Here is a 25,470-nt window from a genome sequence, read left to right as displayed (position 1 = left end):
CGACGATAGCGGACAGGCGCGTCAGGTCGGCGGCGCTGGGGATCACACAGACAGTCTGAGCCATGCCTCAGACTCGCATGCCTCATGCCCCCTGTGAATCCTCTGAATGCGTCAATGCACTAGGATCGGGTCTGCAGCGGCTTCAGGTTCCGCCACACGACCGATGTGGCGCATCGCCTCCGGCTCCCGGGCGTGCTCGCCGAAACGGAGGTTGCGGCAGGCAACGGACAGCGGGTCGTTGCGGGTGCCGGCATAGCCCCGGACCAGGAACCCGTTCTCGCGCTCGATCACGGCCGCGGCGTAGCAGCCCCGATCGGCATCCGATGTCAGCGGGGCGTGCAGCAGGGCGCGGAACGCCTCTTCCTCGGCGGCGCGCAAGGCGGCCATGTCGGCGCGTTCCTCTCCCATGCCATGCAGGCACTGCGCATAGGCGAGTTGGTGCGCCTCGATGAGATCGGACATGGCCTTTGACGGCTCCCCGCCACCGGCGAGGCGGGGCCACTGGTGGCGAGGCTGCCCCTTGCCGATGACCTTCGCGGCCGAGCCCTTGAGGGCGGCGTAGCGTTCGCGCAGCGACAAGCGGGGGGCGTCGGAATTGCGGCGGGGGAGCTTCAGAGACAACGGCATATCAGTTCACCTGTTTGCTAGTGTACTAGTAAAAAAGTGTGCTGGTGATGATTAGGGCGAGGCCGTCAGAAGTGTGTGGCGAAGCCGATCAGGTGCATTCCACCCCCGATCAGGACGATGGCGGCCAGCAGGTCGCCGGTAGCGTTCAGGAAGCGCAGGGCGCGGACATGGGGCGTGTCCGGCCGGACCGGTTGCACGGCCTCCCACGCCTCGGGCTCGCCCGGCACGGCCTCGTCGGGCGGGAGCGTGGGGGCGTGGCGGCCATAGACGGGCGGGGGGAAATAGGCGCGAGCCTTGGGCGCTGGCGGGGTAACGAGCGTTGCGGCGCGGCGGTGAGCGAAGGTCATTGGCTCGCTCCTCACGCCTGGATCTGCGCGCGGGCGATCATCACGGCGAACCGCTCGAACAGCCACGCCCCGAACGCCTGCTTGTCGAAGTCCTGCGCGACCGTGGAGAGGTAGGCGGTGAGGGTGCGAACCTCCTCGGCATCGGCCGGGGTGAGGGCGAGCAGGGCGTTGAGGGCGGCAACCTCCTCCTCGGCCGCGCGGTCAGCGATGGCGAGCATCAGGGGCTCGTCGGGCGCGCTGTCCTCCTCGGCTCGAACGTAGTCGGCCACGGCCTGATTGACGGCGAGGTTCGCGCTGCGATGCGTCTCGATCGCGGCGAGCAGCGTGCTCGGGCCACGCGGCGCCGGCAGCGCGATCACGGCCGGGGGCGAGGCCTCGGGGACGAACAGGACGAGTTCGGCGAGGCGGGTGCGGATCAGGTCGCCTAGGTCGCAGCCGCCGAGCCCGCACGTCAGCAGGTTGGCGCTCTCCTCCTCGATGTACCAGCGAAGGTGAGCGATCAGGGCGTGAGCGCCCGACCGGGTGCGGCAGGCGGTGCCGAGGAGGCGCATGGCGGCCTCATACTCGGCGTGCTCAGCGCCCTCGGCCTCGTCGTCGGGAGCGATCTGGAATGCAGCCCAAGCGCGGCGGTGAGTCCGAATGGCCGACAGGATGGGGTCGGCTACGGCAACAGGCGCCGGGAGGGCGAGGACCGCGGCGGCGGGCGCCACCTTCGCCACCGGAGCGGCGAGGAGGGCCGCGGCGCTGGCCACGATGGCGCGGCGGGACGGCAGGACGGTCATAAGGGCGAGCGTCATCGAGACCATGAGCGGGGCTCCTGATTGGAAGTCGTCGGGTTGCGGTGGGTGCGTGGTCCGGGGTGCCGCCCCGGGCGGATCAGTGCGCCGTGGCGGCGCGGGCGGCCTTGGCGAGCGCCCAGGTGGCCTTGAGGGTGACAGACAGGGCCTCGCCCCAGGTCGAACCGGTGCGGGCTTGGTGGACCTTCGCGGCGGCGATGGCGGCTGACATGATCGCGGCCTTGTCGTAGGCGCCGTCGATGACGAGGGGACGGCGCTTGGCGGAGGTGGCGGCGATCAGGCCGCGGGCGGCGAGGAGGCCGGCGGGGCGCTTGGCACGATCCGCAGCGATGGCGTGCATCGTGGCGGTCCAGTCGATCTGTCGGATGGCAGCCATGGGAAGGGCAACTCGCTTGAAGCAACCTTGCCCTTTTGGTATAACCTCACTCGCACGGCGTCAACCAAAAAAATATAAGGTTGCTCTAAAATGGAAATCACCCGCGACCAGTGCCGGGGGGCTCGCGCCTTGCTCGAATGGACGCAGGACCGCCTCGCGGAAGCCGCAGGCGTAGCGAAGAAAACCTTGGCCGATTTCGAGGGCGGCAAGCGGACGCCCTACGATCGCACTCTCGCGGATATCCGCCGCTCCCTTGAGGCAGCCGGTATTGAATTCATTCCCGAGAACGGCGGCGGCGCCGGGATCCGCTTCCGCAATCGGGCGGACGGAACGCGGGGGGAACACTGAGGCTCAAACCTTGGCCAAAGAAATCAGCCCTAACCCAGCTAGATCAACAGCTTGCGTTGAAAATCGGGCTTAGGGCAGGATCCGCTTTTCTGCGGCTCAGTTGGCAGTGCCAGCTTGTCAAATTCAGGACTGGACCGACTGGCACTACCGACTGAGCTATCTGGATCCTCCCCCTTGCGGCGGCTGTCTTATCGGTCCATCGTGTGGGACCGACCGAACAGGATCTTAGCTTGCTCCGAACTCCATGATCTGGAGGTCCGATGCCGCGTCGATCACTTTTGACGGACGAAGAGCGCCACCAGCGACGACTAGAGTCGAAGCGCCGATGGCGAGAGGCCAACCGCGAGAAAGCAAACGCAGCGGCGCGAGTTTCCCGCGCAGCCGAGCGCCGAGCTGCTGGCATCCAACCGCGGGTAAAGGGTGAGCGGACCCCGGAGGGGAAGCGCGTCCGCGTGATCACTCCGGAACAGCGGAAGCGCTATCTGGCGAACACGAAGCATAGCCCCGAAGCGATCGCGAAGGGCAAAGCGTACAGAGCAGCGTGGAACAAGAGGTGGCGACAGACCCACCGTGAGGAATACGCTGCCTACTATCGTCAGTGGCGAGCTGCGAAGGGTGATGCGTATCGCGCTCGCAGCCGACAGCGTTGGGCTGCAGCACGAGATGCCCGACTCGCCAAGAGAATGCTGGATGACCCAAAGTTACTGTATGCTGAGATTAAAAAGCACCTTCCTGTGAACTTCACCGGCACCATGCGAGAGGATGTGATCGGCGAAGCCTTAGTGCACTGCTTCGAGGGGCTGAGCGTCGAGAAAGCCGTAAAGCTTGCCCGGCTGAAAGTCGGCCGGGAATTCCGCGAGGGCAACTTCCAAAACATTCCTATCGAGAAGGCGACTTGGCTGTGAGCGATCCCGCGCCCCCACTCTCTCCAGCTTGAGACAGCCGCTCGGCCTCGGGGCACCATCAGCGCGCCCTGACAAATGCTCGCGTCTGTCAGGCGGACCGATGTTCGGCACCCTATATGTCACATGACTCTTTTCGAGGTCTGCAGTATGCCAACGCCATGACCCCTTGGTTCAACATCAGGAAGGCAGCCCAGGTGGCGGCGTACTTCGCCATCGCCGAGGGTGGGAGCATCAACGTCCTGAAGCTGACGAAGCTCATCTACCTTGCAGATCGCGGCGCTATGGAGCGCCATGGCTCCCCCATTCTGAACGATCACCTCGTGTCGATGAACCACGGCCCCGTGGACTCGATGACGCTTGACTGCATCAACGGAGTGGAGAGCGAGAACCCCGCTTGGTCGAGCTTCATCGGCGGCCGGGCCGGCTATCAGGTTGGGGCAGCGGCAGGCGTTAGCCCGGACAATCTGGATGAACTCAGCCGGGCGGAGGTGGATATCCTTCGCACGACGTGGGGCCAATTCGGCCACATGGATAAGTACGAGATCCGCGATTACACCCACGCTCATTGTCCGGAGTGGGAAGACCCTAATGGGTCGTCCTCTACGATCCCCTATGATCGCGTGTTTAAGTATCTGCAGAAGAAAGACCCTACTCGGCTGCGGGATCGGGTCCAGGAAGAGAAAGAAATCGATGAATTTTTTGCGTCGTTATGACTGCAAAGAAATTTACTCTTCTCATCCCATCAGGGCCTGCACACGATCGTGAGCGGAAGCACCTATTTATTGTTCTGACTAATCCATGCGATGAAGGCAGGCAATTGCTTGTCAGCATCAGCACTTATTATGATGACGATACGTGCGACGAGACTTGCATATTAAATCCTGGCGATCATGAATTTATACAGCGAAAAAGCTTCGTCGTTTACAGAAGATGTCAAATAACGGAAACGGCGGCTCTCTTGCGAGGCTTGAGGGACAAGAAGTTAGTGCCCCGCGAGCCCGTAGACGAAGATATTTTTGAAGATATATGCGAAGGGCTTCTATCATCGATATTTACGCCTCAAAAATTTGTGGATTATTTTGAGAAGAACAGACGTAACGGTGACGATCCGGAGCCAGCGGAAGAGGTGCCGGTCGATGACTAACATCAAAATATTCTGATGCCGGCGGAAAAATCTCCGGTGGCTCGGCACCACCGGAAAAAGGCTTCCGGAGGCCCTGTGGTCGCTCGGGCAAGGGCGGGGCGTGATGCCCCTCCCCTCGTATCTTAGGGGCGATCCGGCATGACTGCCTGCGGGCTTGTGGGCAAGACATCACGCCCATGTGCGGGATTGCCCGCTGGACCGCCTGCGGGCGTGCCTCAACGGGATCTTAGGGCTTGCGGCCAAGGTTGAGGCCGTGGAGCATTGTGGGGGCGAGTCGCCTTGCGGACCTGTGGGCAGGCCGTCGAGGTGTCATGCGGGAGAGCAGGCGTGCGGACCATCGCCATCATCAGCCAGAAAGGCGGGGTCGGAAAAACGACCATCGCCGTACACCTCGCCACGGCGGGCACGCTCGCGGGCTACCGCACAGCCCTGGTGGATCTCGACCCGCAGGCCAGCGCCCGAAAGTGGGGCGACAAGCGCGAGGCTGCCGAGCCGGAAGTAATCGGCGATCATGCCGAACGGCTGCCAAACCTGATTGAGGCCGCACAGGCGAACGGCGCGGATCTCCTTGTCATTGACACGGCGCCGAACGCGGACCGGGCCTCGCTCGCTGCCGCGCGAGCCGCAGACCTGATCCTGATCCCGTGCCGGCCGGCGGCGTTCGATCTCGATGCGATCGAGGCGACGCGGGATCTCGCGACGATCGCCAAGAAGCCGGCATGGGTGGTGGTGTCATCGGCTCCGGTGCGCAGCGCCATCGTTGACGAGGCGCGCAGCGGCCTTGAGGGGCAAGGCGCCCAGGTCGCACCCCAGGTGATCTATCAGCGCGTCGCCTACACGTATTCGGTGATTGATGGCCGGACAGCCGGCGAGTACGAGCCCGGCGGCAAGGCAGCGGATGAGATGGCGGCCTTGTTCACGTGGGCCTGCAATCAGGTGGGCTTGCCCACAGTCGTACAGGGCAACAAGACCACAAGGGGGCAAGAGTGACGAAGCGACCGAGCCTGTTCAGCGCGAAGACGGCGGCTCCTGCCCAAGAGGCCGAGCCCGCCGCCACGGCGCACGCTCCCCAGGCCGAGGCCCCCGACGCTCGGCCGGAGCCGGTGTCGGCTCCTGTCCGCTACCCAAAGGCCAGCACGCGCGAGGGCAAGCGGGTGGTGACTGCCTACATCTCGCCGGAGGCGTTCCGGCAGTTGAAGCGGATCGCGGCCGACGAGGACCGGCAACAGCAGGACCTTCTCTTGGAGGGGATCAACGCCGTGTTTGAGAAGCGCGGCCTGTCGCGGATTGCGTGAGTTCGTCAGCCCATACCGATAAAAGCGACCGGAGAGATTGGCTGCATCGTCAGTCGCCCCCTCCACCATCGCCGCCATCACCAGCGTCGTGACCATCGCACCCGATGGCATGATGGCCGCACCACCCACCACCATCGCTATTGTCCGATCTGCTGCGATGGCGACGGATCACGTCGCCGACGTTCGGTTCACCGTTTCGCTCAACGACGAACGACCAGATCCTGATGCCGACGAACAGGAGCACGATACCCCCAAGAGGAATGGCGATGGCCATAGTTTCTTCCCAACTGCCCTTCCCGATTAAGGCATGGCGGCAGCAAACCAAACGTCCCGGCACACGGCCGTGGCCGTCTCGTCCGGCTCGCGGTCGGTCGTGAGCCATGCTTTTGTGATCGAGCGCGCCTTCTTGCCCGCCTGTGGGCAGGCCCACGAGATGGCTTGCTGATTTGCCTGCATCATCGTAACTTTCGATAATTGGTATTCTCGAAAGTTTCAGGGTGAGTGATAGATGGGCGATGCGGAGCGGGCGATGCTGGAACTCGGAGGCCAGCGGGCTGCTGCGTTCGTCGTCAAACACCTACGCCGATACGGCCACAGCCCGGGAGACAGCGCGTTCCGCGGGACCGCCTCCGCGATGCTTGAGCAGCGCGTCATGCAGTATGGTCTGAAAGGCGAGGGCCGCGCCGTATGGCTAGCGAGCGCAATCCGGCACGTGGGCGAGTTGGTCGTCGGGCTCGGCACTGGCAAGGGCGAGCGATGACCCGGGACGTGGTAGGCTCGCCCTCACTTGCCGGGGAGTTGCCGGCGCGCTCCCCCGATCCGGGGACCGGGCGCGCTGGCGCTTCGGCTCCACGCCCTGCCAGCCTGTTCCGCAAGATGCCGGAAGCCGCGTGGCAGCGCATCGAGGCAACCACCGCTAAGGCGCCTCCCAAGCCCGCGTTCGGCTCGCCCTGCAATGGGTGCGGGTTCTGTTGCGCGGCTGAGCCCTGCGGCGTGGCCCGCCAGTTCGTCCCGGGCGCGATCGACGGCGCCCCGTGCCCTGCGATGGAATTCGAGCACGGCCGGTTCTGGTGCGGCATGGTCCGGCGGCCGGGCCACTATCTCGGCCTGCCTGCCTGGGGCGACGAGGAGATGGGCGCCATGATCGGAAAAGCGCTCGGGACCGGGAAGGGATGCTGCGCCGATGTCGGGTAGACGCCTCGCCCTGCCGGAGCCGAACGCGCCGATCGAACTTACCGGAAATCCCGAAGGGTTGCCTGTTGAACCTCCGCGGATTTTGCGGGGGTTGCCCGCCGAAGCCGCCTCCCTCGTCGAGGACTACCAGCGCGCCAGCAAGGCCGATGCGACCGTGCGGGCCTACAGGGGCGACGCTAAGGTATTTCAGGCCTGGTGCGCCCGTTATGGCTTCCGGCCGCTGCCGGCGAGCCCTGAGGCTGTGGCGGGCTTCCTGGTAGCGGAGGCGGAGGCGGGCCGAGCTGCCTCAACGATCGGCCGGCGGCTTGCTGCCATCAAGTACGCGCACAGGCTCGCCCGGCAGCCCGACCCGACAGAGGACGAAGCGGTGCGGGCTACGATGAAGGGCATCCGGCGCAAGGTCGGGACCGCCCCAGATCAGAAGGCCGCCGCAACAGCTGACATCGTGATGGCGATGCTGATGCGCACGCCCGACACACTCACGGGCAAGCGGGATCGCGCCTTGCTGGCGCTCGGGTTCGCCGGTGCCTTCCGTCGATCGGAGCTGGTCGCCCTCGACGTGGCGGACCTGCGCGAGGATCCCGAAGGCCTGCGGGTGCTCGTGCGCCGGAGCAAGGTCGACCAGGAAGGCGCCGGGTCCGAGAAGGCGATACCGCACGGCCGGTTCATTCGCCCCGTCGCACTGCTGCGCGACTGGCTCGATGCGGCGGGGATCGCCGAAGGGCCGGTGTTCCGGCCGGTATCACGGTCGGGGAGGGTTCGAATGACAGCGCGGGATGCCAACCCCGCCCGTCTAACCACCCAAGCCGTCGCTGATATCGTGAAGCGGTACGCGACCACGGCCGGGCTCGACGCCTCGACGTTTGGGGCGCACTCCCTCCGGGCGGGCTACATCACGACTGCAGCCGAGCGCGGTGCTGACATGGCTCGCATCATGGATCAGTCTGGGCATCGGGATACCCGGACCGTCGTCGGCTACATCCGGCGGGCGAATGCGTTCAAGGGGCACTCGGGGTCTGGCTTTTTGTAGCAGGAGTAGCCCACACAGCCGCTTAGGGTGGAGAGCGGGCTTTGATGCCTCTGCCGAAACCAGACGTTCCCCTATCGATCCGATGCCGTCGCCAAGTGCCGTTTTACCCGCACGTGTCGGCGGTGGTTGACCCGCGCGCGTGAAGCTGCGTGTCAAAGCTTCGAGCCAACTCGGCGAGGCTGATCGCACCAAGCCGCGCAACCAACAACGCCTCGGCCTCGCGCATTGTATCCTCCAGCGCCTCGTTGACGGCCTTCTCGACGGCGCAATCAGGGTTCGGATGATCGCTGCCGATCGCGAAGATCCGCGGACCACCAACCGCGCGATGGATGTCCAGAAGCGATACTTCGGCCAAGTTCGCGGCGATGGTCCATCCGCCACCGTGTCCCTTCTCCGATTTCACGTAGCCCGCTTCTCGGAGCCCCGCCATCGTGCGGCGGACGACCACGGGGTTCGTTCCGAGCATCCGCCCAATCGCCTCGGACGTCATCGGTCCGTCATGGCGGGCCATGTGGAGAAGAACGTGGAGCGTTCGTGAGAGGCGGCTATCGGTACGCACGCCGCACTCCTCCACGCTCCGGCTGAGATTGGCAACCATCGATCGTTACGCTACTTACGAAGTTACATGAAACAGGAGCGTCGGCGATGCGAGAGTTCGAGAACCCCGATCGGTGGGACAAGGTTGCTCAGCACTATGAGAAGACAGCCCATCCGTTCACGGCGCGGTTCGCCGAAGCGGCGCTTGCGACCGTATCGCTGACGTCCCAGAGCCGGGTTCTCGATGTTGCGACGGGAACGGGTGCGCTCGCACGTGCCGTAGCGCGGACAGGCGCGCAGGTTACCGCCGTCGATTTCTCGCCCGGCATGGTCGCTCGCGTTGCTGCAGCGCGATTGCCCAATGTCGACGCGAAGGTCATGGACGGACAGGCACTCGCCTTGGCGGACGCCAGCTTCGACGCCGTGTTCTCGATCTTCGGCGTGATCATGTTCCCGGACTGGCGCAAGGGTCTCGCCGAGATGGCACGGGTGACACGGCCTGGTGGCTGCGGGGTCATCGCGACGTGGCAGGAGCGGGGTGCTGCAACGTTCCTGCTGCTCGGCCAAATCCGCCGGACTCTGTTTCCCGAACGCGAAAACGCGCCAATGCCCGCAGGGGTGAGAGCCTTGGGTGATCTGGAAGGGCTCGCCCGCGAATTGGTTACTGCCGGCTACCGCACGCCTCGCATTCAGCATGTCACCTTCGACTATCAACTCGATGTTGCGATGTTGGACGATCCTGAGACACTTTTCGGCATGTCGCATGATTGGGTCGAACTGAGCGACGAGGAAAAGGCGGCAGTCATCGCCGAAGCGCGACGCATGGCGGCTGATCGGGCAATCCTGCCAATCCCGTCAACGGCGCTGATTGGTGTAGCGGACCGCTGACGAGCCTGCTCCTCCAACTGGTTCGTCCAGTGCCTGAAGCAGACCTTCCGAAGGTCGGCAACGGGTCGGTTGCGGACCCTCGCATTGCCAAGCTAATTCAACTTCAGCTCAGGCAGCCGGATACGGCCCCTGGAACAGGTCGCCCATGGCCTTGCGCCGAAACAGGGTGCGCCAGCGGCGGCGTTGATGCTCGTCGCGGTCGTGCAGCATGTGGCAGCGCTGGCAGAACGCTGCCAGGTTGGCGTCCTCGTTGTTGGCCGTGTCGTGGTCGCGGTGGGCTGCTGCCAGCACTACCTTCGTGACGCGGATCCGGGCGAGCAGGTTCTCGTCACGCAGCCGCTGCCGGAGCCGGCGGCCCTGGCCGTCGCGCCAGGCCGCGATCTTGGTATCCCACCACCGCCCGTCGCCGAGGTGAAAGACCCGCTGCAGGTGCGGACGGGCGCATCCCTCGCACCTACCCTGCGCCCGGCGGAAGCGGATCGCGTCGGAGAGCTGCGGCCAGTCGATGGGGTAGAAGAAGCGGTGCTCCGGTCGGATCGGCATCCCTGCCCCTCCGAGTCGGCTGGCCTACCACCGAGAGAGCCTATCAGGTTCTACGGTTAAGCCTACCTTGCTGGCGTGACTGCGCAAGCCGGAGTAACCCAGCGAGGCGCATGGCACGGACTATGCTGAGCGAGGAGGCGAGTGTGTCGGCTAGCACCCGAGACATGCCGGAAGTCGATAGACGGTATACCGGATCCGGCAGACCCCGCTGGAACGAGGCTCGTCTGATCCGAAGAGCAGCATGAAAGTGGGCTTCGACAGTTTCGCAGATAAAGGCCGGGCGACGAGCATCTGGGTTCGACAGGAGCGAGCCAAGCAGCAGGCCGTGGATCTCGCTCCCATTATCGATGAAATCCGGGCTGAAGGCGCGACGACGTTGCAGGCGATTGCCGATGCGCTGAGCGATCGTGGCCTCACCGCGTCGCGCGGAGGCCGATGGACCCCGACGGCCGTGAAGCGCGTGCTCTCTCGGATGCCTGAATAGCGACGGGCTGGGGTTCCCTCCAGTTGGAGAACCGTCCCACCAGCCTCTGGAGGTCTCGACTACAGCTTGGCTGATGAGGTGTATCAAAGCATTCGCGGCCAGGACACAGGAAAGACTGCCGTGTCCTGGCCGGATGGTGACGCCAACCGAGCGGCCGAGGGGCGGCAGGCTGGTGTGACTGCCGGGTCAATGATCGGTCGCTAGGGCTGTTCCGACAGCGTGGGGCGAGATCTGATGCATTCGCCGAGCGGGGCTTTTTGTGCGCCCGCTAACACTCAGCAATTGACGCTTTTCCTTGTGCGAGTTCCTATCAGCCCTGCGCCGCTGGGCGCACGCAGACCATCAATGGACCTCTTCAGCCCGCCCGGCACCTCCCCGCCGCGGCGGGTTTCTTTTCGCCATCGCGTTGTTCGATCCTCAGCCTGGAAACGATCGGGAAGCGACGGCAAAGCCTGAGCGGCGGGCCGGGGCGTTCCATCCAAATGGAGACCCGGCCCGCCGGCCTCGCCAAAAGGGTGATCGGGAAGACGAGGCAGATCGACTTAACAGAGCACCCGCGGCTAGGACACGGGGGAGACTGCCGTATCCTGACCTGATGGTGACGCCAGCCGAGCGGCCAGGGGGCGGCAGGGCTGGTGTGACTGCTGGGCCAATGTTCTCCGGCTAGGGGTGTTCCAGCATGGTCCGTTGCTGTCACTCTGCGGCGGCTTCGGCCTCCTTCGGTCGGCCACGGCGGGCCGGCATGGGTGCTTGCGTTTCAGCGTCCGCCTTCCGCGCCGCTGCCCGATCGCGCCGGATCTGGCCGAGTCCCAAGCTTTTTGCCAGCTCGGATCGCTGGGCGGCATAGTTGGACGCTACCATCGGGTAGTCGCGTGGCAGGCCCCACTTCTGCCGGTACTCGTCGGGGGTCATGCCCCGGCTCGACAGGTGTCTTTTCAGCGACTTGTACTGGTGACCGTCCTCCAGGCTGATCAGGTAGTCCGGGGTGACCGTCTTGCGTATCGGAACGGGCGGCTCAAGCTTCACGGGCTCGGGCGCCGGGGGTGCGGTCAGTTTCACCAGCGCTGCATGAGTTGCCGCGATGAGGCCCGGCAGCTCGGATGCTGGTACGTTATTCTTCGCGACGTAGGAGCCGACAATGTCGGCGGCGAGACCGATAAAACCGGCTTCCTGTTGTGCTGCGTCATTCATGTGAAAGGCCCAAACCACCTGTTCTTCTGCTGATCCAGGATAGCGGATGCTTGTCTGGATGGGTCAAGCCTTATTATGGCGCAGCATTTCACTTTTTGTGCAAGAGTGGATTTCAAGCAAGTTGACCCTGGCTAGCCTTCGATGCTGCATTAGGGTCGAAACCCAGTCAGTTTCGCCGCGTGAAGGACTGTTGAGTTTGGGAAGCGGGCTTTTACGAGATTTCGACCAACCCCTTCGCCAGGATCGCGCGGAAAGCGGTCTTAAACCCAATATGTTCGTAGAAATATACAATCTTTATTTTCATAAAACATACATGAATTTGCATATTACGATCCATTAATTGTGCAAAAATACCTCTCACTTCCATATATTCTGTAAATAAAAATTTTTATGTACAAGGCATGAGTAGAAAATAATCATCAAAAATGGTCTATTCGCCTGATAATTAGGGCGATGCGTGGAAGACGACGTGACCATGGGATTGTAAATTGCCACCAATCTAAACCTCTGGTGTAAAAGCCTCGGTTGTGACCATGATAATTCCACACGATCCACCATTGATGCTTCATTGGCCCTCTCATCTAAGATAGCGAAATAATATCCTTAAATCACTTGGATCCAGCATCAACAGGATGGCTTCGGGGGGGTAAAACGGAGGCTCCCAAGCCGGTTTGGCCCTGCTATGATCCATCGATGCGCGATGGTGAAACCGAACTCGACATGGTCCTGCGGCACGTCGAGGACGGGGCCCGGCAGATTGCGAAACAGCGCGCTTTGATCGCCCGCTTGCAACAATCGGGTTTAAAGACCGAACAGGCAGAGGCGCTCCTGATTGTCTTTGAAGACATTCAGCGTCAGCATCAGGAGCATCTTGCCCGTCTCACACGGTAACTAACTTCGCTGTTGAATGGCCCATTGCCGGGTGTTTGCGGTTGTGGCAGTGGCTTTCGCGGATCGACCCAGGCCTGTTGGCTTCCTCGATCCGGCCACTCCAAAAGGTTACAGGAGACTGGTAGGTTGGCGTTGACATATGTTACGCATCGACCGCGGTCGGTGCGTAGAGGCTTCTGATCATGTTGTGCTTCGGGAAGGGCCAATCAGCCGCTCGTATTCCTCTTCGGATGTGCCGTAGGTTTACCCTTTCGCAGCCCCCAGCTTAGCGCGACCCCGAACGATAATCCTCCCCCGCTTCGCCCAGATCATGCTCTCCCCCACCAGCGTATGGGTGGCCAGAGTCACTGTGGCACGCTGCACCCCTAGCAGCAGCGATAGGAACTCGTGCATCAGGGAAAGCTCGTCCCCATCGAGCCATTCATAGCGCAGGCGACGACGGGCAGCGTGATCAGGTCCTGCAGCATCTCAGAACGCTAGCCCTTCTGTGCAGCCCAGGCGATGCTGGTAAAGATCAGAAAAATAGACAAAAATCTCTAACATAAGCTGTTGCAATTCTGAATTCATACCCCAGCTTCCAGATCGATATATAAATAAAATCACCATTAACTAGCGTATGATTGAGAATAAAATTCGACGATCTGCTATGTTGTAATCGGCAGGAACAGGAATAATGATATGAATGATCGTCTGGCATTTATAACTTTCGCGTTTTTGTTCGCATGCGGTCTAACATTTATCTTTGCTCGCACCTTGCTATTTTGACGAGGAAGCAAGTCTCTTCAGGCATCCTCAGCGGGGCGTTTTTACCGGTAAAGGAGGCGAGGACCTGCCAGCGGTCGAGCGAAGCCAGGGCGTCGAGGGCGGCCGTAAGGTGGTTTGGGTTGTGTTCGGACAGCCAGAGAGCGTTGGTGAAAGCATCACCGGCCCTGGCGAGGGTGAGGCGGCTTAAGAGCAACGAGCCGGAGTGTTCTCTCTAAAATAGAGGCCCGGCTCGATGGTGACACTGGCGGTGCGAATAGCACTCTGGTGAGATGATTTTTTAAATAAGTCTGTGATTAAGTGTTTTTATAGCAGCGAATATTGATGAAATTCAATCCTAAGCATATCACGCGGCCCGCACGGTATTGAGGAAGCGTGCTACCTCCGCCGAGAGGTGCTCCGACTGGCGCGACAGCTCTGAGGCCGAGGCGAGCACCTGGCTCGCCGCAGCCCCGGTCTCCTCAGCCGCGCCTGCTACCCCGGCGATGTTGCCCGTTACCTCGTCGGTCCCCGCAGCCGCTTGGCTGACATTGCGGACGATCTCCTGCGTCGCCGCCCCTTGCTCCTCCACCGCTGCCGCGATCGAGGTCGCCACACCCGAGATCTCCTCGATGCGCGCCGTGATCTGGCCGATCGCTCCAGCCGCTCGACCGGTGGTGGCTTGGATCGCCGCGATCTGAGCTGTGATCTCCTCGGTCGCCTTGGCGGTCTGGCCGGCAAGCTCTTTCACTTCCGCCGCCACCACCGCGAAGCCACGGCCGGCAGCCCCGGCGCGGGCCGCCTCGATCGTGGCGTTCAGCGCGAGCAGGTTGGTCTGCCCGGCAATCGAGGAGATCAGGCCAACCACGTTGCCGATGCGGGCAGTCGCCTCGGTTAAAGCCCGGACCTGATGGGCGGTCTTCCCGGCTTCGGCTACTGCGGCCTGGGCCAGGCGGGCCGAGCCGTCGACCTGGCGGCCGATCTCCTGGACGGACGCGCCGAGTTCCTCTGCCGCCGCCGCCACGGTGCCGACGTTCGCAGATGCTTCCTCAGCGGCGGCAGCCACGGCGGTGGACTGGGCCGCGGTCTGCGTCGCGGTCGCGGTCATGGTCTGCGCGGTGGCCTGGAGTTCGGTCGCGGAGGCCGAGACCATGCCGACGATGCTGCCTACCGCGGCTTCAAAACGATCGGCCATCTGGCGCATGCCGGTTCTGCGCTGCTCCTCCGCTGAAGCGCGGGCAAGCGCTGTCTCATCCTCAAGTCGGCGCGTGTGGATCAGGTTGTCCTTAAATACCTGAACCGCCACAGCCATGGCGCCAATCTCGTCTTGCCGGCCACTGTAAGGGATATGGGTCTCAGTATCACCGGAAGCCAGGACGCGCATTATCTCAGTCATCCGATTGAGAGGGCGCGCTATCCGCAGTAGGCTGAAAAGCATTGCGGCTAGGGCTGCAGCCAGAGCCAGGCCGACAGCAACTTCTGACACCAGTGTAGCTGCAGCAGCGGCAGTAACGCTGGCATCAGCATCGCGTTGGGCGCCGCGTTCGTTCAAGGCAACGATACGACTAAGCGTCTCACGCATTGCATCATAAATAGCAACATTTTGTGCGCTCAGCAGAATTTCTGCTGCTTTGCCTGTCTGACCAACTACTGAAAGACGCAGTATCTCACTTGCCGCTTGGTCGTATTGTGACCAACTAGTAGAAAACCTCTTATAGAGATCGGCTTCTTCTGCTGAAGATATTAATGGTTCGTATAGAGCACGCGCCTTGGCAGTGCGATCAACGCTCGCTTCAAACTGATTGCGACCATCTAAGCGGTACTGATCATTAGTTCCGTTGCTGATTAGACGGTACTGTTTGATGCGGACTTGATCGACTTCGGCACGGATTGCATTAGTTGCAGATACGGATGGCATCCAATTTTGAGCAACTTCAGCAACGCTGTGCCGGATACTGGACAGCTTGATCAATGAGACAGCGCCTTGCGCACCGGCAATAAGCGCCAACCCAGCGAATAACCCGGTCAGCGTGGTTTTGATTGAGAGACGCATTGAAGGAGTGCCGGCGCGTGAGTGGCCGATCGATCCGCCGCGTGCGCTACCGATCAGGTCTGGTGACCATCTACATTTCATTTTAGTCGTTAAATAAGTGATGAAGTAGCAATTTATAACCTGTTATATTGAGTAACATTTGTTAGACCATTTCGACTTCTACGTGTGTTCTTTTATCGACATAAAGGATGAAATTAGGTCAGATTGTATGGCGTTCGTGACGCCGCCGCCTCGCCGATGAGGAAGGCCGTACAGAGATTGCAGTGGCTCGTAGCGCTTCGGTGAGCCGGCCCTTGCTCCTTGCCGCGATCCCGCAATCGCTCTCTGCTCCGCCCAATCGCACCGGCCGGTGAGTGAACCACTGCAAGGCCATTCATCCCGCCCCAGTGAGGGCGCCGACTCCACCAAAGTTTGACGAACCGTTGCCATTCGTGCCGAATGCGAGCTTGGGCGGCTCGCATCCTGTGAGTCGCTAGAGGAACACCGCCGCGACAGCAGCCACCTGAAAAAGCGAGACCCCCGGAAGCCTGCCAGGGCAACCGAGGGTCTGGAGCCCCGAGGGGGCCAATCCGATGCGTCAACGGCTCGGATCATCCCCCGAAATCGCTGTGCGAGTCAATCTGAAAGCGTCGCTTTCGGAGACGGGCTCGGCTTGCCTGTGACGGACCGCCCTAACCGGCGGCGCCGAATGCTGAACCGCGGCCCGAGAGGGCCGAAAGATGACGTGTGCCTATGCCCGGGGTGGTGGCGAAATGCCTGCCCCAAGGGAATTTGATAAACCGCGCCAGGGATTTGGGGCGGTGGTGAAGCGTGCTCCTCGAAATGGGGAAGCGCGCAAACCGGAGAACTCCCGGTTTGGTTCCAGACTAGCCCGACGCGGCACGTCGCCTTGGTGCCCCGACATCGCCGGCCCGTACCGGCTGCCGGCCGGGATAAAGGATCGGTTATCCGCGGCACTGGAAGGCCGGAAGAACCGGGATGCGGCCTTCGCCCTCGCGGTGTTCCTGGCGCGGTTCTGGAGCAGCCCCAGGCGGCTCCTGTGCGCGATCCCGGTCGATAGGAGGGCGTTGGCCGGACACGAAGCCCTTGGGCTCACCGAAGCCCGGATCCGCGGCGCCCTCGCGGTCCTCGTCGAGGTCGGCTTCCTCGCCCGGTACGAGCCGGAGGCTGGCAAGAAGTACCAGTGCACGGCGGGCGGACTTCAGCGCAGGGCGATCCTGCATCGATTTGCCGAGGAGTACGCCGTAGCCTTTACAGCAGCGAATGCCCGCGCTCAGGCGGCCCGTGGAGCGCCAGCGCCATCCCGCAGGTCAGTGCCCTCGCGTCCCCAGCCCCAACGGGCGCCAGCGGCCAACGTCGCAGCCCCCAGGGCCATGTCCGCACCCCAAGTCGCCCAAAAGCAAGCCATAGGCGGAAGCCGTGTGATTATGGGCGAGGAGCGCAGAGCCTCACCGCTTGAGGCTGCGATAGAGAGATTGCGCCGAGGCATCGGCTTGTGACCGACAGAGCCACGGAAATGTCGTAAAGCTCTGCCGATGGGCAGGGTCGCAATTCGGGCAATTCACTCCAGGCAAAGGGTGTGACCGGCACCAATGCAGGGGCTGTACGGAACCCTTCCTTGAAGCCAATTGTTGATTTGTGCGGTGCGGTATGGCCGCTGAGGAGCGGTCATGATTGGACCTGCCGATATCGAAGATATGTTGATGGATTATGTGTCTACGGACGCCACGCACGAAGCGCCCGAGAGGCAGTCGTTGCAGATGATCAGTTGGACATGGCGGCTCATCCCCGCGGCGTCGCTGGCCTTCGAGGCGCAAAAGGTCATCCAGCTGTGGCTCATCAGGTTGGCATGGAGCGGCCACGAGGGTTGAAGCAAACTCGCCAGCGCACTATGGCACCGCCGGAGGGTGAAGTCACAGGCTCAAGCCAAGCTAAACGCCGGTGTGATTTGAGCAACAGTGCCAATCAATTGTTTGCCATCGATCAATCAGACTGACTCTCATGCTGCGCTGCAGCGATTACCATTGCAAGTATATCATTGCGAACTTTAGCATCGGAAATAAGACCAAATGCTCGAATAAGTTGAATTGTCTGATCATGTGATTTTACATTTTCTGAATTGTTATGATCTAAGATTTTATGATAAATTGGACTAATGCGAACGCCAAGTGCTTCTTCTATCTGCCGTAAGCGACGTGATCCAAGATCGCCGGCTTTGGACCTAATATTAACATTTTTTATAGAGGTGGATTTGAGTTGTTGGGGGTCGTACCGCATCTCGTCACCCATCTTCGCCTCCAGAAGATTTTGATTATAACGATTTGGCACTGGCCGTTCTGGGCTAGATGCTAGCATACCACTAGAAATATCTACGGTCAACTTTCAATCACATAAAGTACATCTTGGGCTGCATGAAGGCAGGCGTGTGAAATTTCACAACTTGGGGGTTATCTTATGTAAAGAGTTATGCAATCTAGGGTAGGTCTAACGGACTAGTGACGGAGGCGCGCGTGCGACGTGCACATCACACCCTTCATGTGGATCCACCCTGTATCGACATGCTGGCTATCCCTGATGCCGTGGGGAGCTGGGATTGGGACATCACGAACAACCGCATCTACACCGATGATGTTGTCGCCAATCTGTTCGGCGTGAGCCTACAAGAGGCTGCCGCCGGCGTACCAATCGAGCGCTATGAAGCGGGCATACATCCTGACGATAGGCAGTGGGTCTCAGCTTACATCAAGCGGACTACCGAGTCGTCAGGGGTACTCATCGCCGAATACCGGACATGCCCACTACAAGGCGAAGTGCGATGGGTATTAGCGAGAGGCCGCTTCTATCACGATAATGCCGGTCGACCGTTGCGCAGTCATGGCGTCATCGTCGACATCACAGACCGTAAAGACGACAACTCGCGGTTCGCTGCCGAGCCCGTAAACCAGGCGGATCACCCACTTGAGCGTGCAGCCGATCAGTGCATGGGCCTGCGCGATACGCTAGCTGGAGCAAAGCAGCCCTTCCTGCTGAAGCTCGTCGACATGGTGCTCCTCGAACTCGCGCGGGAGTTGAGCAAGCTTGAAGCTAAGTTACGCAAACAGCGCCTTAGCTGAGATAGAGGGGCCGGGATCGGGTATTTCGCTCAAGATCCCGGCGCTGAGATCGAGTTGCACCCAAGCGGGTTGCTTGCGGGGCGCGGCAACTCAGCACCCATCCAGTCGACGCTGGATCCATTCCTGCGCCGCGTCCAGGTCAGCGAACGTGGGATGTGTACGTTCTTCGGCGCCGTCAAATCCGGCCTCCAAGAACCACATGCCGGCTTTCCCCTCGTGGTCCTCCGAGAGGCGCACCAGCACGGCCACGAGGAGGCCATCGGTGAAAACCAGCTGCCCTTCCGTGTCGTGGCTGCCGGTCTTCACTCGCACCGGCTGAAGTTGGAGGCTCATACGGCACCACGATCCAGATGCAGATACGTCGCATCAAAATCGCAAAGACCGGTGAGTTCCTGCCATCTGTCAATTTGCAGCTTACCGCCGTGCAGTGTGATCAGGCCGTTGTCGCGCAGATCCCTCAGCGTGCGATTGACGTGGACATTGGACAGCCCGAGAGCGTCGCCGAGATCAGCTTGCGTGAGCGGCAATCGGTAGGCGTGATCTCGGGCGAGCCCCACAGCCTCGAGCTTCACGTACAGCTCGCAGAGCAGGTGGGCGACCGCCTCCAGGGCCGAGCGCCGGCCTATCCCGGTCATCCATTCCCGGAAGATCGCTCCGTCCACGAGGGTGTCACGCCAGAGGATCGCGGCGATCCCCGGGAAGGCCGCCGTCAACTCGCGTAGGGCCTCGTGCGGGATGAACGCCACCGTGGCCTGTGTCACCGTGCACACGCTGTGGTCCATCACCTTCAGGTGCAGGCTCTGCAGGTCGGGGATGTCGCCCGGGATGTGGAACGAGAAGATCTGGCGCTTGCCCTCGCTGAGGAGCTGGTAACGGCAGGCCCAGCCTTCCAGGAGGAGGCAGCACTGCGACGGGCGGTCCTTCTCGCGGACGATATCCTGGTGCGCAGCCAAATGCCTGCCCGTGATAGGCAAGCGCTCGATGGCTCGGCGCTCTTCATCGGAGAGCCGCGAGATGCTCTCCAGCTTGCGGATGAGCATGTTCAGAGATAGGGCCGGCGTGGGGACCATGGCGGCTCCCCCCCCCTTGTATTTGCAGGTGGAAGCGCACGGCTCTTCCGGCCATCGGCACCTGTCTCGATGCAGCCGATGATAAGCTTAACCTATGACGCACATCAAAGCCGCTACAGCACATAGGTAAGCTGAGCCGTAAAAACTCTTCGCAGAACGTAAATTTTCCTCAGGCGCACCGTGACACCAACCTAGGAAGCTGGTGGCTCCACCTTCCACTCGCCAACGAGTGTCAGGGTGGCTACGTACAAGACCGTTCCGCTCTCGTCGCGCACGCTTGCCTTGAAGGTACGGCGATCGCTATCCGGCAGCTTCTGACGCGCCATGTCAGGCAGGACCAGGTGCGCCATATCGCGCGCCACCTTAGGGCCGGGAAGGTCCTGTCCCTGATCGTCGTAGACGGTGAGAACATCGTCGTCAGTATCGATAAAATAGAGCGGCATAGGGATTTCCGCTGAATACAAGCGAGAGCATACCCATCCCTCAGCCGCTGACGCTCGGTGTCGTTTGTCAGCGATAGCTGTTCATGCGCCTGTCTAGCTTCCGTCACAACAACTTAATCTAGCTTGGGCGCATAATTTGTTATCGGATGGCGCCTCATTCTGAACTATCGCCATTGGCGCGTCGCGTCAGATGCAGGTAGTTTGGGTTGAAATCGCAAAACGCCTTTAGACGCTCAACGTTGAGGATCTGAAGACGCTTGCTCCGCCATACGATCAGGTTCTGTGCCCGAAGTTCCTGCAGGACACGGTTCACGTGCACGGGCGTGACGCCGAGAGTGTCAGCGAGATCCGACTGTGAGATTGGGAACTCGAAGCTGTCCTCGTCCGCGCATCCGACCGTCTGGAGGCGCACGAGCAACTCGCAGAAGAGGTGCGCCATCTGCTTGTCAGCGCGGCGCTGGCCCATGTTGACAAGCCATTCACGCAACGTACCCTCGTCCGTCAACGTCGCCCACCAGAGAGCCCGGGCGATGCGCGGGTGGTTCGTGGTCAGGTCGTTGATGGTGGCACGCGGGATCTTCACGCAGGTGCAGCCCCAACCTGTGCCGATGCTGTGATCCATCTCGCCCAGGATGGCGATGTGTAGGTCGCAAAAATCGCCCGGAACCAGGAGAGCCATGATCTGGCGCTTGCCATCTGATAGTAATTTATAACGACAGGCGAAGCCCTCCATGACGAGATGCACGTTTTCGGGCCGCTCTCCCTCGCCAATAATGTCCTCGTTGGCAGAAACCTGATGGGTTCTACCGCAGAGATCGTGCAGCACGGCGCGGTCCTCGCCTGTTAGGTGAGCCCCGTGCTCAAGCTTCATGATCAATGGGTTAGACACGGCCGACCCTTGCAGTGTAGCGCGATCTAGCTTGGGCACGATTGCCTTCGAAGTCGTCAATAACAAATGGTTGATGGAGAGGCGCAGCAGCCTGAAAGGTTGAGCTAACACACCCACCGGCCTAACGACTACCGCGGCACGATCCCGGCCGGCACCTCCGGCAGGGGCGGGCGCACCCGCGGCGCTCCACCCTCGAACAAGCGAGCCGCCCGGACACCGTTCGAGCCTCTACAGATACATATCCACTACCTGACTGAGGCTGACCCTGACCTGCTGGCCGAAGGGATGGTGACGTACGTGCTCGGGCAGATCATCGAATAGCGCTTCGAGCGCGTCACGAACTGACCCGCCACCATCGTCGGCACTAACGTCCTTCAGGGCGAGGAGACGGTGCATGGCCTCGGCATGCCTGCGGTCGCGCTCTTCTCCGGTCGGGCTATCACTCTTGGCGGTAAGGACTGATCTCACTTCGGAGCTGCCCGTGTAGCCCAGCGCTCGCCCGTACGCCTCGCCTGCGGCTTCCCGCTCGGTCATTCCGCCGAGGTGTCCCGCCATGAGCAGCACTACGAGGTTGATGGTACCCATGAAGGGAGGTTCGGCGCTCACCGCTGTGGCGCGCTTCTCCTCAAGGCGGCTCAGTCGGTCCTTCAACCTGGGATGCATCTATGGCCTCCGGTTCTCAACGGCCGACCCACGGCGCCGGAGCACCGCGCAGGATCTGATCGTAGTCAGCCGCGAGCTGGTGAAGGGTGGTGGCCGCGAAGTACGCCCGTTCGGCCTCGCTCATCTCCTCCAGGTCCTCAAGAGAGTCAGCGTACTCGCGAGTGACCTCTTCCCGCTCAGATGGCGACAGCACCGGGGCGGAGGCAGGGCGACCGGCCTCAAGACGCCCCAGTCGGCGGATCAGGGACGGGCTGGTCATCGTGCCTGAGCCTCCACGCCGTAGTGGGCCATCGCCTGCAGCAAGGCCGTATCGTCGTCCGACCAATCGGCACTGCCCGCCTGCGCCGCCGCAACCTCGTCCAGCGCGAAGCACAGCACGCGGAACGCATCGTCGCCCTGATCCGGTCGCCCCTCGGCCCTGTACCTCTCGCACAAGGCCTCGCTGGCTCGCCCCATGCGATCCTGGAAGCCTTCGGGATCCGCCTCCATCCCGCTCACCATCTCGGTACGATCAGCGAAGCCCAGGCCTCTGGCGAAACCGTCGCTGAGGCTGTCCGAGGAGTAGGGCGCCCCGGCATCTCGAGGCCGAGGGTATCCACCCAGCGCTACCGCGACCGCCCGTAGCCAGGCACCCATTACCTCCCGCGGAACGGAAGCTGATCCTCCTTCGCGCATACGGCTGCGCTCCAGCCGTTCGAGGCGATCGGTCAACCGTGTGGTCATCGGGCAGCTCCCTGCTGTTCAAGGGCAGCAATCCGAACAGCCAAGTCAGCCGCCTCGACCGCCTTCACGTGAGCGTCGACCAGCTTGCCGAGTTCGGCGGCCTCGGACGGGGTGAGGTCGCCAGCGGCCACGGCTGCCAGCAGCGCCGAGGTGGCCTTTGGAAGGTCTGCCGCTGTCTCGATCGGGGGCAGGGTGAACGGCACCGGCCGGTCTTTCCGGACAGGCATCAAGCGGTCGAGGCACAGGCGTAGCGCGACCGTGTCACCGTCCTGCGCGAGTTCGATGGCCCGGCGCGTTAGACCTTCAGCCTCGCCGGCCAGTAGAGCTTCCATCGCCAGTGTCGTCTTGTGGCGAGCACCCTTCGGCTTCCCTCTCGGGTTGCCGCTCTGGCCTTTGCTGAACGCTCCCGGTCTCGTCACAACCAACCTCTGCAAATACAGGATGATAGCAGGTGCTCCGACACTGGTGTGCAGAGTCTATCAGGTTCAGACCATTATAACTGGTGGGACGTCAGATCTTCAAGAGGAAGATCCACAGGCCTGCCATCCTCTGCACCTATAACGCACCGGATGATGTTGAGGTCTTGGTCCCGGACCTCGCGCCCCTGCTCGCGTAGGAAAGCCACGGCGTCATCGTGGGCTATGTCGTGTGGCCCTTGGATGACGAAGCGTCGGACCTGACGAGGCGGTTGGAGGGAGAGTGCGGCAGCGGCTTCCAGCTTCTCGAGACGACGGTGGATGATGCTCATCGTGACAGCTCCTGCGGCACACTTGCAGATGCAACTCGGTCATGCATCAGATCAGCCCATAGCTGGTAAGGCGTGCTATGTGCGCAGCCGCACGAGGATCTTACCATGCAACACAACACGAAACACAGGTGCAATGGTTAAGCTGTAAACGCCCCGATATCGACGGTCGCTCAAGACCGCGAAGGGGATAGAACGATGCTGCCCATCATCCGTATCATTGTCGCCGGAGCCGTCCTGACTGCGTGGACCCATGTAGCCCCTGTGAGAGCGGCCGACATCGTCCCAGCCGCACAGTCGGATCAGGCGCTCGATGCTGAGTTGGCCGCTGGGAACTGTTGTCCCTTCCGCGCCTGGCCGTACATCGGCTGAGGCTGCTTGCTGTCAGGAGCGATCCTGACCCTGGTCTTCTGCGAACGCCTCAGCGCCCTGCCGGACCAAGATCGACGCCGCTTCAGCGTCTCCGCGCCCGAGCACCTTGAAGCCCCTGCCGGCAAGCTGGTTGTAGTGCCCGAAGAATGCCTCGACCTCATCCAGCATACCCGGCCGCAGGTCGGAGAGAGCCTCTATGTGCGCGTGGGTGCGCGCCTTCACCGCCACGCCGATAAGCCGATCGTTGCGTTCCACTGTCCCATCGCTCTCGCGCTGCTCTGCTTCGATCACGCCGACGAGGCGTGCCTCCAGCACGCAGCCTGGGAAGGCTGGAGCGTCCAACAGGATTAGGATGTCGAGCGGGTCCCCGTCAGCTCCCTTCGTCGAAGGGACCATGCCGAAATCGTAGGGAAAGCTTGTTCCCTCCGGCAAGGCCATCTTAAACTGAAAGGCGTTGAACGCCTCCGTGTAAGCGTACTTGTTCGGGCTGCCCTTAGCCGTCTCGATCACGACGTGGAGGTGACCGTCCCCCGAAAAGGTAGGTAGGCGGTTAAGCGGCGGTGCTGACTCGGGCAAAGGTGGGTACTCCGGCACGGCGGCTGCCAGTGCACAACCGCCGCACTGTGAACTCGGGCGTAGTCGGCGGGATCCGCATTCTGCATCATCCATCGTAGGCGCGCCGGCATCAGGCTCGAACTTGCTCAGGGTTCGCCCGCTAGGCCCCTGGAACACCGAACGAGCAATGCTACCGGCATGGAAGGCGCCAGCTCGGTCGCAGAGACGTCTGAAGGCCGACAGCGCGCCGCGGGCGAACTAGAAGCGTAGGGGGTTAGACGGCCCGCAACCTCGCGCTCCGGTGGATGATCGCGAAGGCAGGGCGCGACCTGCAAGATATGGGCCGAGCCTCCTACCGTGACCTTTTCGGGTTGCACTCGTTACACCCTGATCGCGTTGCATCGGGTGAGACATGGAAGAGGTCATCAAGGCGTTCACGCTTTGGCTGGCAGTAGGTACCGAGGCTGCGGCGGCTCTGATCATTGGCTTGGCCACCATTGAAGCCGTCGTCTCTGCGCTGCTGCTCTTCCTGCCTGGCAGGCCAGGGCATGCCCACAGTGGGGGGCCGCAGGCAGCCAAAGAGCAGGTACGGTTGAGGCTCGGGCGCTGGCTCGCTGTTGCTCTAGAATTCGAGCTTGGCGCCGATATTCTACGGACGGCGGTAGCGCCGACATGGTCGGAAATCGGTCAGCTTGCAGCGATCGCGGCAATCCGCACGCTCCTCAACTACTTTCTCCAACAAGAAATCGACAAGGCCGAGGGCCGGCATCCCGCTGATCCGGCTGCGTCCACCAAGATACAGTGAGACTCGAAGCCGATGCCGGCACTTGATCACTGGATCCGAGGGCTCGCCCTTCTCATTGAGTTCGGCGGAGGCTTGCTCGTCGTCCTCGGCTGTGTGCAGGGCTTGTACAGGCTCGTGTCAGGTCTCGGCAGCCGCCGCAGCATCGTTGAGGCTCGTCTTAGTGTAGCGGATGGGATCGTTGCCGGGCTGGGGTTCAAAACGGCTGCCACTCTCCTGAAGACGATTGAGCTGCGCAGCTGGGACGCGATCTTGATGTTCGTGGCGGTTTTCGCGCTGCGTACCATCATCAAGTGGGCGGTGGTTCACGAGGAAGGCCGCCTGAGAGCCAGGAATGAACCATGATGGAAGCGGCGGGGCGAAAGGGCGGATCATGGACCAACCGTACTCCAGGCGCGCCCGTTCTCGACCCTCGACCACCGTAGCCGGTCGGCGCATTCGGGGCACAGGAGCTCTCCTTCGTCGCCCGGCTCGGCGAAAATCGCCCCCCGAGCGTCCCTGACAGCGTTTCTCGGTTGGGGCAGGTTAGCGGGGTCCAGAAAGCCTACGAAACCGCCTCCAGGGCCTTCTCTATGGGGTTCTAGGCGGTGTGGACTCTTGGGGTTTCCCGGTTGGTTGAGACGTGATTCAAGGCTGCTTTTTGGAGAGCCGCTTTGGGCGTCCTGGACCGTCTCGTTCTTAGCGACACTCAGTGGGAGCGCATG

33 protein-coding genes are annotated in these 25,470 nt (G+C 61.9%); 14 read left to right on the top strand and 19 right to left on the bottom strand.

The window, feature by feature from the left end:
* Positions 1–111: 111 nt before the first annotated feature.
* The 4 genes from FF100_RS34445 to FF100_RS34430 form a co-directional block, all read right to left on the bottom strand.
* Positions 112–627, bottom strand: a complete 516-nt coding sequence (locus FF100_RS34445; protein WP_205825149.1) for a hypothetical protein — start codon at positions 625–627, stop codon at positions 112–114.
* A gap of 65 nt (positions 628–692) precedes the next feature.
* Positions 693–974, bottom strand: a complete 282-nt coding sequence (locus FF100_RS34440; RefSeq protein WP_139040514.1) for a hypothetical protein — start codon at positions 972–974, stop codon at positions 693–695.
* A gap of 11 nt (positions 975–985) precedes the next feature.
* On the bottom strand, positions 986–1,780 hold the full coding sequence (locus FF100_RS34435) for a hypothetical protein (RefSeq protein WP_139040513.1): 795 nt from the start codon (positions 1,778–1,780) through the stop codon (positions 986–988).
* A gap of 70 nt (positions 1,781–1,850) precedes the next feature.
* A complete protein-coding gene (locus FF100_RS34430; protein ID WP_139040512.1) occupies positions 1,851–2,147 on the bottom strand; it encodes a hypothetical protein in 297 nt (98 codons plus the stop codon).
* Positions 2,148–2,237: 90 nt separating this feature from the next.
* Here FF100_RS34430 and FF100_RS34425 point away from each other — a divergent pair, with 90 nt between their 5' ends.
* From FF100_RS34425 to FF100_RS34405, 5 genes are all read left to right on the top strand, one after another.
* Positions 2,238–2,495 (top strand): helix-turn-helix transcriptional regulator, encoded by a 258-nt coding sequence (locus tag FF100_RS34425; protein ID WP_139040511.1) that lies wholly within the window; start codon positions 2,238–2,240, stop codon positions 2,493–2,495.
* Between the two features lie 452 nt (positions 2,496–2,947).
* Positions 2,948–3,400: a hypothetical protein gene (locus tag FF100_RS34420; RefSeq protein ID WP_139040510.1), complete on the top strand. Its 453-nt coding sequence runs from the start codon at positions 2,948–2,950 to the stop codon at positions 3,398–3,400.
* Between the two features lie 158 nt (positions 3,401–3,558).
* Positions 3,559–4,113 (top strand): Panacea domain-containing protein, encoded by a 555-nt coding sequence (locus tag FF100_RS34415; RefSeq protein ID WP_171070454.1) that lies wholly within the window; start codon positions 3,559–3,561, stop codon positions 4,111–4,113.
* A gap of 758 nt (positions 4,114–4,871) precedes the next feature.
* Positions 4,872–5,534: a ParA family partition ATPase gene (gene parA / locus FF100_RS34410; protein ID WP_139040508.1), complete on the top strand. Its 663-nt coding sequence runs from the start codon at positions 4,872–4,874 to the stop codon at positions 5,532–5,534.
* Entirely contained in the window at positions 5,531–5,839 is a 309-nt protein-coding gene (locus tag FF100_RS34405; RefSeq protein WP_139040507.1) for a ribbon-helix-helix domain-containing protein, read from the top strand. Before parA ends, FF100_RS34405 begins: the two co-directional genes overlap by 4 nt.
* A 49-nt stretch (positions 5,840–5,888) precedes the next feature.
* On the opposite strand, the gene FF100_RS34400 is transcribed toward FF100_RS34405, so the two are convergent.
* The gene (locus tag FF100_RS34400) at positions 5,889–6,416 is read right to left on the bottom strand and encodes a hypothetical protein (protein ID WP_139040506.1); all 528 of its coding nucleotides are present in this window, start codon (positions 6,414–6,416) and stop codon (positions 5,889–5,891) included.
* A gap of 416 nt (positions 6,417–6,832) precedes the next feature.
* Here FF100_RS34400 and FF100_RS34395 point away from each other — a divergent pair, with 416 nt between their 5' ends.
* The gene (locus FF100_RS34395) at positions 6,833–7,033 is read left to right on the top strand and encodes a hypothetical protein (protein WP_139040505.1); all 201 of its coding nucleotides are present in this window, start codon (positions 6,833–6,835) and stop codon (positions 7,031–7,033) included.
* The gene (locus FF100_RS34390) at positions 7,023–8,063 is read left to right on the top strand and encodes a site-specific integrase (RefSeq protein WP_139040504.1); all 1,041 of its coding nucleotides are present in this window, start codon (positions 7,023–7,025) and stop codon (positions 8,061–8,063) included. The genes FF100_RS34395 and FF100_RS34390 overlap by 11 nt, the downstream gene beginning before the upstream one ends.
* A 103-nt stretch (positions 8,064–8,166) precedes the next feature.
* Here FF100_RS34390 and FF100_RS34385 read toward each other — a convergent pair whose 3' ends face one another.
* Positions 8,167–8,622, bottom strand: coding sequence for an Rrf2 family transcriptional regulator (locus FF100_RS34385; RefSeq protein ID WP_139040503.1), 456 nt, complete (start codon positions 8,620–8,622; stop codon positions 8,167–8,169).
* Between the two features lie 86 nt (positions 8,623–8,708).
* On the opposite strand from FF100_RS34385, the gene FF100_RS34380 reads away from it, so the two are divergent.
* Positions 8,709–9,488: a class I SAM-dependent methyltransferase gene (locus FF100_RS34380; RefSeq protein ID WP_048437447.1), complete on the top strand. Its 780-nt coding sequence runs from the start codon at positions 8,709–8,711 to the stop codon at positions 9,486–9,488.
* Between the two features lie 108 nt (positions 9,489–9,596).
* Here the strand turns inward: FF100_RS34380 and FF100_RS34375 are convergent, their stop codons facing one another.
* Complete coding sequence (locus tag FF100_RS34375; RefSeq protein ID WP_139040502.1) at positions 9,597–10,031, bottom strand: hypothetical protein; 435 nt, start codon at positions 10,029–10,031, stop codon at positions 9,597–9,599.
* A gap of 241 nt (positions 10,032–10,272) precedes the next feature.
* On the opposite strand from FF100_RS34375, the gene FF100_RS34370 reads away from it, so the two are divergent.
* Complete coding sequence (locus FF100_RS34370; RefSeq protein ID WP_139040501.1) at positions 10,273–10,515, top strand: recombinase family protein; 243 nt, start codon at positions 10,273–10,275, stop codon at positions 10,513–10,515.
* Positions 10,516–11,208: 693 nt separating this feature from the next.
* Here FF100_RS34370 and FF100_RS34365 read toward each other — a convergent pair.
* Positions 11,209–11,706, bottom strand: a complete 498-nt coding sequence (locus tag FF100_RS34365) for a Ros/MucR family transcriptional regulator (protein ID WP_139040500.1) — start codon at positions 11,704–11,706, stop codon at positions 11,209–11,211.
* Positions 11,707–12,399: 693 nt separating this feature from the next.
* On the opposite strand from FF100_RS34365, the gene FF100_RS34360 reads away from it, so the two are divergent.
* Entirely contained in the window at positions 12,400–12,597 is a 198-nt protein-coding gene (locus FF100_RS34360; RefSeq protein WP_139040499.1) for a hypothetical protein, read from the top strand.
* A 1,108-nt stretch (positions 12,598–13,705) separates the two neighbouring features.
* On the opposite strand, the gene FF100_RS34355 is transcribed toward FF100_RS34360, so the two are convergent.
* Positions 13,706–15,391: a methyl-accepting chemotaxis protein gene (locus tag FF100_RS34355; protein WP_139040498.1), complete on the bottom strand. Its 1,686-nt coding sequence runs from the start codon at positions 15,389–15,391 to the stop codon at positions 13,706–13,708.
* A 1,670-nt stretch (positions 15,392–17,061) separates the two neighbouring features.
* Here FF100_RS34355 and FF100_RS34345 point away from each other — a divergent pair.
* Positions 17,062–17,262, top strand: a complete 201-nt coding sequence (locus tag FF100_RS34345; protein ID WP_139040497.1) for a hypothetical protein — start codon at positions 17,062–17,064, stop codon at positions 17,260–17,262.
* 112 nt (positions 17,263–17,374) lie between these two features.
* On the opposite strand, the gene FF100_RS34340 is transcribed toward FF100_RS34345, so the two are convergent.
* The gene (locus FF100_RS34340) at positions 17,375–17,680 is read right to left on the bottom strand and encodes a hypothetical protein (RefSeq protein ID WP_139040496.1); all 306 of its coding nucleotides are present in this window, start codon (positions 17,678–17,680) and stop codon (positions 17,375–17,377) included.
* A gap of 221 nt (positions 17,681–17,901) precedes the next feature.
* Here FF100_RS34340 and FF100_RS34335 point away from each other — a divergent pair, with 221 nt between their 5' ends.
* On the top strand, positions 17,902–18,504 hold the full coding sequence (locus FF100_RS34335; RefSeq protein WP_171070453.1) for a PAS domain-containing protein: 603 nt from the start codon (positions 17,902–17,904) through the stop codon (positions 18,502–18,504).
* Between the two features lie 90 nt (positions 18,505–18,594).
* Here FF100_RS34335 and FF100_RS34330 read toward each other — a convergent pair whose 3' ends face one another.
* The 9 genes from FF100_RS34330 to FF100_RS34290 form a co-directional block, all read right to left on the bottom strand.
* Complete coding sequence (locus FF100_RS34330; RefSeq protein ID WP_139040494.1) at positions 18,595–18,837, bottom strand: hypothetical protein; 243 nt, start codon at positions 18,835–18,837, stop codon at positions 18,595–18,597.
* Positions 18,834–19,574 (bottom strand): Crp/Fnr family transcriptional regulator, encoded by a 741-nt coding sequence (locus FF100_RS34325; protein WP_139040493.1) that lies wholly within the window; start codon positions 19,572–19,574, stop codon positions 18,834–18,836. The genes FF100_RS34330 and FF100_RS34325 overlap by 4 nt, the downstream gene beginning before the upstream one ends.
* Positions 19,575–19,765: 191 nt before the next feature.
* Entirely contained in the window at positions 19,766–20,017 is a 252-nt protein-coding gene (locus FF100_RS34320) for a DUF6894 family protein (protein ID WP_139040492.1), read from the bottom strand.
* Positions 20,018–20,171: 154 nt separating this feature from the next.
* Positions 20,172–20,843 (bottom strand): Crp/Fnr family transcriptional regulator, encoded by a 672-nt coding sequence (locus FF100_RS34315; RefSeq protein ID WP_246102716.1) that lies wholly within the window; start codon positions 20,841–20,843, stop codon positions 20,172–20,174.
* Between the two features lie 291 nt (positions 20,844–21,134).
* Positions 21,135–21,569 carry a hypothetical protein gene (locus FF100_RS34310; RefSeq protein ID WP_139040491.1) on the bottom strand — a complete coding sequence of 145 codons (435 nt, stop codon included), beginning with the start codon at positions 21,567–21,569 and terminating at the stop codon, positions 21,135–21,137.
* Between the two features lie 16 nt (positions 21,570–21,585).
* Positions 21,586–21,828, bottom strand: a complete 243-nt coding sequence (locus FF100_RS34305; RefSeq protein WP_139040490.1) for a hypothetical protein — start codon at positions 21,826–21,828, stop codon at positions 21,586–21,588.
* Complete coding sequence (locus FF100_RS34300) at positions 21,825–22,292, bottom strand: hypothetical protein (protein WP_139040489.1); 468 nt, start codon at positions 22,290–22,292, stop codon at positions 21,825–21,827. The genes FF100_RS34305 and FF100_RS34300 overlap by 4 nt, the downstream gene beginning before the upstream one ends.
* The gene (locus tag FF100_RS34295; protein WP_139040488.1) at positions 22,289–22,711 is read right to left on the bottom strand and encodes a DUF5681 domain-containing protein; all 423 of its coding nucleotides are present in this window, start codon (positions 22,709–22,711) and stop codon (positions 22,289–22,291) included. The genes FF100_RS34300 and FF100_RS34295 overlap by 4 nt, the downstream gene beginning before the upstream one ends.
* Positions 22,712–23,421: 710 nt before the next feature.
* Positions 23,422–23,919, bottom strand: a complete 498-nt coding sequence (locus tag FF100_RS34290; RefSeq protein ID WP_246102715.1) for an inorganic diphosphatase — start codon at positions 23,917–23,919, stop codon at positions 23,422–23,424.
* A gap of 457 nt (positions 23,920–24,376) precedes the next feature.
* Here FF100_RS34290 and FF100_RS34285 point away from each other — a divergent pair, with 457 nt between their 5' ends.
* Together FF100_RS34285 and FF100_RS34280 are read left to right on the top strand one after the other, a co-directional pair.
* Positions 24,377–24,769 (top strand): DUF1622 domain-containing protein, encoded by a 393-nt coding sequence (locus FF100_RS34285; RefSeq protein WP_139040486.1) that lies wholly within the window; start codon positions 24,377–24,379, stop codon positions 24,767–24,769.
* A 12-nt stretch (positions 24,770–24,781) separates the two neighbouring features.
* A complete protein-coding gene (locus FF100_RS34280; RefSeq protein ID WP_139040485.1) occupies positions 24,782–25,111 on the top strand; it encodes a DUF1622 domain-containing protein in 330 nt (109 codons plus the stop codon).
* The last annotated feature ends 359 nt before the right edge of the window (positions 25,112–25,470 follow it).

The organism is Methylobacterium terricola (assembly GCF_006151805.1).
Taxonomy (GTDB): Bacteria; Pseudomonadota; Alphaproteobacteria; order Rhizobiales; family Beijerinckiaceae; genus Methylobacterium; species Methylobacterium terricola.
Note: the sequence above shows the minus strand (reverse complement) of the source record. Positions and strands in the feature narration are given on the sequence as shown.